Origin of the sequence: Acinetobacter towneri (assembly GCF_001758345.1) — a bacterium.
Taxonomy (GTDB): domain Bacteria; phylum Pseudomonadota; class Gammaproteobacteria; order Pseudomonadales; family Moraxellaceae; genus Acinetobacter; species Acinetobacter towneri_A.
The window spans coordinates 105,900-112,172 of the sequence record NZ_MKQS01000049.1 but is presented as its reverse complement, the minus strand read 5'-3'; the positions used below and the strand labels follow the sequence as shown (position 1 = coordinate 112,172).

Sequence of the window (6,273 nt, the reverse complement as noted above, 5' to 3'; positions counted from 1 at the left end):
TTTTAAATTTGGTACTCGACGGGATTTATTGATCAGTGCGTCAATATCACCAGACTTCACTAACTCTTGATAGCGATAAAATGTATCTCTTGAAACACCCATCACTTTGCATGCTCTGGATACATTCTGAAGCTCTTCAGCTAAATTGAGCAGACCTACTTTGTGTTTAATGATTTGATTGTTAGTATGCAACATAAGAAAGTTACCTTTGTTTGATTAAGATTTCGACACCTTTATCAAAACGGGTAACTTTCTCTTTTTCAAGAAGAATGTACGATCAAGTCTGAACTAATACACATTAATTCATGTTCATCAAAATCTAAGTGCTGTCTAAGCTCATCTCTTAAACGCAATAAATGTACATCATGAATATTACTATTAGGTCTGGTTTCTATTTCCTGAATATCGCTTTGAGTTTCTTTCAGTTGCTGTTGCGTTTGTGCGTATTTGCTACTGACTTGAGCAAACTCATCTTGTCGTTGGGTTTTCTCTTGCCCAATATTTAGAAGCTGCTCATGGGCTATTTTTTGGTTATCAATTAAATTTTGCTCGGTTAAATCATCTTGCAATTGTAATTGCTGAGCATCTTCCTGATAGCGCGATGCCTCTATGGTTAATTGATTTAACTGACGCTGTATCAGTTCTAGCTCTTTTTGTAAGTTTTCAATCCGATTACCGCCTACTTGTAAATAGTCTTCATGGCAGCGCTCTTGTCGTTTTTCCGCATCATGTTCTTGTTGTTCTAATTGCTTAAACTGCGTATGTAATCGCTGTATCTCTTGCTCCAGCTGATGTATTTTTTCAGTCCAAAACTGAACATACAATTCACCTAAATATGCAGGAAAAGCTTGTTTTTCGAGCTGTAGATTATTCAGTTGCAGAGTTAACGCTGTTATTTGAACAGCTAACTCAGGTAATTTCTTTAAATGTAGGACTTGTTCACGCGCATCTACCAAATGCTTATAGTTTGCCTCTAAGTCAGCAAACTCATTTACTGCAGTCTGTGCCAAAGCACGAACCTGGCTTGGTTCTAAAACCAACTCGCGAATTAATTTAGTCAAATCATCAATTTTCTTTAAGCCTAAAGCACGTGATAACAACGCAGGTGCATTTTTATTATCCATAAATAAATATTTACGATACATCTCCTGATAGTCTTCAAATTTGCTATCAAAATAATGCACGCGTGCATCTGTTTTAGGATTAAAATGTTGTTTTAGCTGGCGAGTATTACCGTCTGCAAATTTTTCTAACACTTCAGTCAGTTGCACATTACGACTTGCAATCATATATAAACGATTCACTTCACTCAGCGAATGTTGACCTTGTCCAACCCAAAACAATCCAATTAAAGTAATCATCGAACCGTCATCAGCGGTATATAGCGCTCTTAATGCTGTTGTCACTGCTTTTTCACGCTTATTTTTTACTCGCGTTCCAGCCCCATCATGTTCTGAACCAAAACTACCACGCATATAAGAGAGTAATGTACGGTCTGAGCGATCGCCCTGCGCAGCTGCTACGTTAAAACTAGCTTTACTTGCAGGTTGTAACAATGCCATTAAACCATCAATAAAGGTAGATTTACCTGCACCATTATCTCCCGTAATAAGTGTCCCTTCAGGATCAATACGTGCGGTATGCAAGTTATGGAAGGAGCCCCAGTTAAATACTGAAATTTCTGACAAGCGAATTTGGCCTTGTGCAAATAAAGTTGAGAGGGTCATTTCTTGCATGATGATTCTCCATATTCTTGTTCGGATTGCTGCAACTTGGCCTTTGCTGCTAATTGTTGATATTCAGATAATAAACTTTGTAAAAACTCGGCATTCACGACATAGCGGATAATTGGCGTAATTTCATAACGCCCTTCTTCACCACGCAGTCCCGTTAATACTTTTTTCTCAATAAATTTTTCTAATGCTGCATTTAGCTTTTTACGATCTTTGCTGTCATGATTCGTTAAAGGAATAAATGGAATTAAACTGCTCTGGATTCGCTCAACATCAATAATAATTTTTTGCTCACCCGCAGTTTCCCGCTCCTGATAATACTTCCGCAAAATAAGTAAAATTAAGGTGTCATATACAGTCAAAGTTCGTTTTCGTATCAGTACAGGAAAATCATCTAAAGGCTGGTTCTCATCTTCCTGTTCATCCTCAATACTTTCGAGATTGATGATATAAGCCACCCCTTGCTTGGCATCCAAAACCAACTGGATATAAACCTCTGCCAAATGTCTACGAATTTCCGCTTCATATCGGCACAATAAATCAAAAAGTTTTAAGTTTTCTGCTGCAAGAATAACCCCTTGACGCATGAGATAGACCAATACGCGTCGGGCTGCATGTGGCATAAGCGCATCTGTATCACGATCCTGAGCATGCTCCATCTCTGTTTGATTATCTGCATGTTGTTCCTCTGCCCCAGTTGTAGGAAACGAATCTTCTACAGGCTGATTAGCTTGGATTTCTATATTTTTCTCTGAATTTGAAGATGGTCTGCGTACCATTTCAAAGAAGTTGTCATGCTGTTGTATCTTATTTTCTGATTGCATCTCGATCTCCTTAAAGTGCCAGCTCATCTATATTTTTGGGAAATAAATCTGCACTCAAGTAATACACTGGAATACTGGCCTGCAAATGCACACCTGAACGATCCTTAAGTTCAACTTGCTCGGTATGCTGCATTTGTGGTGCTTTAATGGCTTTTGCTATACGCAAATAAGCAACAAGTTCTTCAAGCCCCGCTTGTAAAGGATGTTCATGTGTTAAGTGGGCAATACTCATCACCCCTTTCTGTGCGAGCGTTTGATATACTTTTTCAGCAACAGCACGAACCCGTACATTGTCTAAGTACTTCAGCATCTGATCACTAGGTTCAGTCTTGTTTTGTTGCTCTTCGACCTCACGTGTATCCATATGTTCTGTGGGACTTTTTAAAGCAAGACTTTCAGGCGAATTCAGCTGGATGGAACCCACGGCTAAATCCACTTGTACTTCTGTTTTTAAATCACACTCCGATTCCAACAATGCCACTGCATTTTTTTCTAATTCCGACAACAACTGATCAATCAAACGGTTTTCCAATGCTGCACCACTTTCAATATAAGCTCTCAAACCTTCTTCTGTACGACGTCGGACTTGGAAAACTCGGCTACTTTCGCGTCCTAACTCACGCATTAACTGACCTAAATATTTACGTTGAGATTCGCTTAATTGTTGTGCAATAGGATGATTCAAAATACTGCGTAACTGCTCTCTAAACTCAGTAGAACGATCTTGATCCTGAAGTAATTGACAAAACCCATCAAAAGCACTGCCTGCATCACTTTGGGCAAGCAACTGCTCTTTTTCCATTAAGCTCAGCAATACTTCTCCACGTGAATAAGCACCACTAATCATATCTAGACGCAACTCTTTATCTCGTAGACGAATCTCATCTTCGACCCGTCTAAAATCGCCTGTAAGAATGGAAGCAAGTTGATAAATTTCTCGTATTCTTTCTTTTTGTTCTGATTCTTCTAATTGTGTAACAACACCCGCCAACAAAGCATCTATTTCATTTTGAATCACTAATTTTTTTTGTTCGAGCAACTCCACTCGTTCTTCAATATTTTCACTCAATGCGACCACAAAATCACGAACCGCATCCTGCACAATTCTTAAATGTGATGCTGTGGTATGGGTTGCTCGCTCATCCAAGCCCTGACAAAAACGTAATACGGTTTCGCTAATATCCGTTTTACTCAGCTTGCCATCTATTTCTCTGAGCCAGCCTGAATGAATCCAATGATTTAAATAATGCGCTGCATTATTTTCTGTCTGCCAAATACCCTGCTCACGACTAGATTTAATCAACTCATCCAAGACATTTCTTGCACGGCCATAAGGGACTTCATTTTGTTCTGCAAATAAGTCAACAATGAACGCTAAAATATGTGGTGCGTTATCTGCTCTTAATAATTTCCAAATTGAGTTTTCATGATATAAACGCCGATACTTGGCCTGTAACCCTAGAATATTCATGCCATTCCACATCATCTGTATGATGGTTATTTATTCTACAGTTATTTTTTAATCACCCAAGCAAATTACCAAGCAAGACGACACGAGTTGTCGCATAAAGTAAGATGATATAAACAATCACCTTACTTCATCGAAAAAAATAAAAAACAAACCTTATCTAACTTCTTTGTGTACAGTGACAGCAACCTTAACCTACCGCTCCCCATACACTGTTGCAATCAATTGCTCCACCACTTGGGGCTCAGCCAAAGTAGATGTATCTCCTAAACTATCCAATTCATTCGCTGCAATTTTGCGCAAAATACGGCGCATGATTTTACCTGAACGGGTTTTGGGTAAAGCAGGTGCCCAATGCAAAGCATCAGGTGTTGCCACAGGGCCCAAAATTTTGCGTACCCAGTTTACTAATTCTTCACGCAATTCTTCTGACTCGGGTGTACCAACTTGTAAGGTTACAAAGGTACAAATCCCCTGTCCTTTAATTTCATGAGGCATGCCCACCACGGCCGCTTCAGCCACAGCTTCATGCGCCACCAAGGCACTTTCAATTTCTGCAGTCCCTAAACGGTGCCCTGAAATATTCAGGACATCATCCACACGCCCCGTAATCCAATAATAGCCATCTTCATCACGGCGCGCACCATCTCCCGTAAAATATGCCCCAGGATATGTCGAAAAATACGCTTCAATAAAACGTGCAGGATCACCCCAAATACCACGCATCTGCCCCGGCCATGAATCTTTCATAATTAAATTACCTTCGGTCGCGCCTTCCAGTTCATGACCTTCGGCATCAACAATTGCAGGTTGTACCCCAAATAAAGGGCGTGTTGCCGAACCTGGTTTCAGCGGAGTTGCGCCCGGCAATGCTGAAATTAATATGCCCCCTGTTTCGGTTTGCCACCATGTATCTACAATTGGGCAACGTCCTTCGCCGACTACGTTGTAATACCAGTTCCATGCTTCAGGATTAATTGGCTCACCTACCGAACCCAATAAACGCAAACTACTACGGTCACTTTCACGTACGAAATGATCTCCCTCTCGCATCATGGCGCGAATGGCAGTTGGCGCAGTGTATAAAATGGTGATGTTGTGTTTATCAACAATATGCCCTGTGCGCCCCCAACTCGGATAGTTCGGTACTCCTTCAAACATCACAGTGGATGTACCATTCGATAAGGGACCATACAAAACATAGGAATGTCCTGTAATCCAGCCTACATCAGCGGTACACCAAAACACATCATCCTGTTTCAGGTCAAAAACCTCCCTAAACGTGCTATTCACATAGGTCAAATACCCCCCTGTGGTATGTAAAACGCCTTTGGGTTTTCCAGTAGAACCTGAGGTATATAAAATAAATAGTGGATCTTCTGCATTCATTGGCTCGGGTGGGCAGATATCATTCACCGACATAATTTCCATGTGATACCACAAGTCGCGTTCAGGCAGCATCTCAATCGGATTGCCTGTACGATGCACCACAATCACATTTTGCACACAGTCAGTACCTGCTACTTTTAGGGCAGCATCGACATTGGCTTTTAAATAAATTGGCTTACCACCACGCATGGCGGAGTCAGCAGTGACAATTAACTTGGCCTGACAATCTTCAATTCGGCTAGCCAAAGCATCGGGAGAAAAACCACCAAAAACCACACAATGCACTGCACCAATCCGCGCGCAGGCCAGCATGGCAATCGCAGCTTCGGAAACCATCGGCATGTACAGCACCACTCGATCTCCTTTTTGCACCCCATTCTTTTTCAGTACGTTGGCAAAACGGCAGGTTTCATCATGCAAAGAAGCAAAAGAAACTACTTTATGCCGAGATGGATGATCTCCTTCCCAAATTATTGCAGGTTTATGCGGATGTTCTTTTAAATGGCGATCTAAGCAATTGGCACTGACATTCAGTTGCCCATCGGCAAACCATTCAATTTTAAAATTCTCAGGGTCAAAGCTGGTATTTTTGACTTGGGTAAAAGGTTTAATCCAATCTAAGCGTTGGGCCTGCTCTGCCCAATAAGTTTCAGGGTCATCTATAGATTGTTGATAGCGTTGAAAATATTCTGCCTCAGTGGTGCGGGCAGTCTTTTTAAATTCATCTGGAACAGGATATACGTCTTTCATCTGCTACTTCCTTGATGTTCTCGCATCTCATCACGAGATGTATGCCACGTTATTGATTATTATTTCTGCATATTCACAGTATGAACTTTCTTTTTTATGGCTCACCATT

4 protein-coding genes and 1 pseudogene are annotated in these 6,273 nt (G+C 40.9%); all 5 read right to left on the bottom strand.

Translation table 11 applies throughout. The features are described 5' to 3' along the window. Positions 1-195, bottom strand: a 195-nt coding sequence (locus tag BJN41_RS15025) for a helix-turn-helix domain-containing protein (protein WP_034683890.1), incomplete at its 3' end; no start/stop codon positions are given. A gap of 95 nt (positions 196-290) precedes the next feature. Continuing rightward, a pseudogene (locus tag BJN41_RS13845) lies at positions 291-1,736 on the bottom strand (ATP-binding protein); the annotation flags it as partial. Beyond that, positions 1,724-2,557 carry a DUF4194 domain-containing protein gene (locus tag BJN41_RS13840; protein WP_070155920.1) on the bottom strand — a complete coding sequence of 278 codons (834 nt, stop codon included), beginning with the start codon at positions 2,555-2,557 and terminating at the stop codon, positions 1,724-1,726. The pseudogene BJN41_RS13845 and the gene BJN41_RS13840, both read right to left, overlap by 13 nt. 10 nt (positions 2,558-2,567) lie before the next feature. Next, complete coding sequence (locus BJN41_RS13835) at positions 2,568-4,028, bottom strand: DUF3375 domain-containing protein (RefSeq protein WP_070155917.1); 1,461 nt, start codon at positions 4,026-4,028, stop codon at positions 2,568-2,570. A 192-nt stretch (positions 4,029-4,220) separates the two neighbouring features. Next, positions 4,221-6,164: an acetate--CoA ligase gene (gene acs / locus BJN41_RS13830; protein WP_070155914.1), complete on the bottom strand. Its 1,944-nt coding sequence runs from the start codon at positions 6,162-6,164 to the stop codon at positions 4,221-4,223. Positions 6,165-6,273 lie beyond the last annotated feature (109 nt).

Bases quoted from the DNA above. Each gene is read 5' to 3' on its own strand.
- BJN41_RS13840 (WP_070155920.1), bottom strand. From the start codon at position 2,557: ATGCAATCAGAAAATAAGATACAACAGCATGACAACTTCTTTGAAATG.
- BJN41_RS13835 (WP_070155917.1), bottom strand. From the start codon at position 4,028: ATGAATATTCTAGGGTTACAGGCCAAGTATCGGCGTTTATATCATGAA.
- acs (WP_070155914.1), bottom strand. From the start codon at position 6,164: ATGAAAGACGTATATCCTGTTCCAGATGAATTTAAAAAGACTGCCCGC.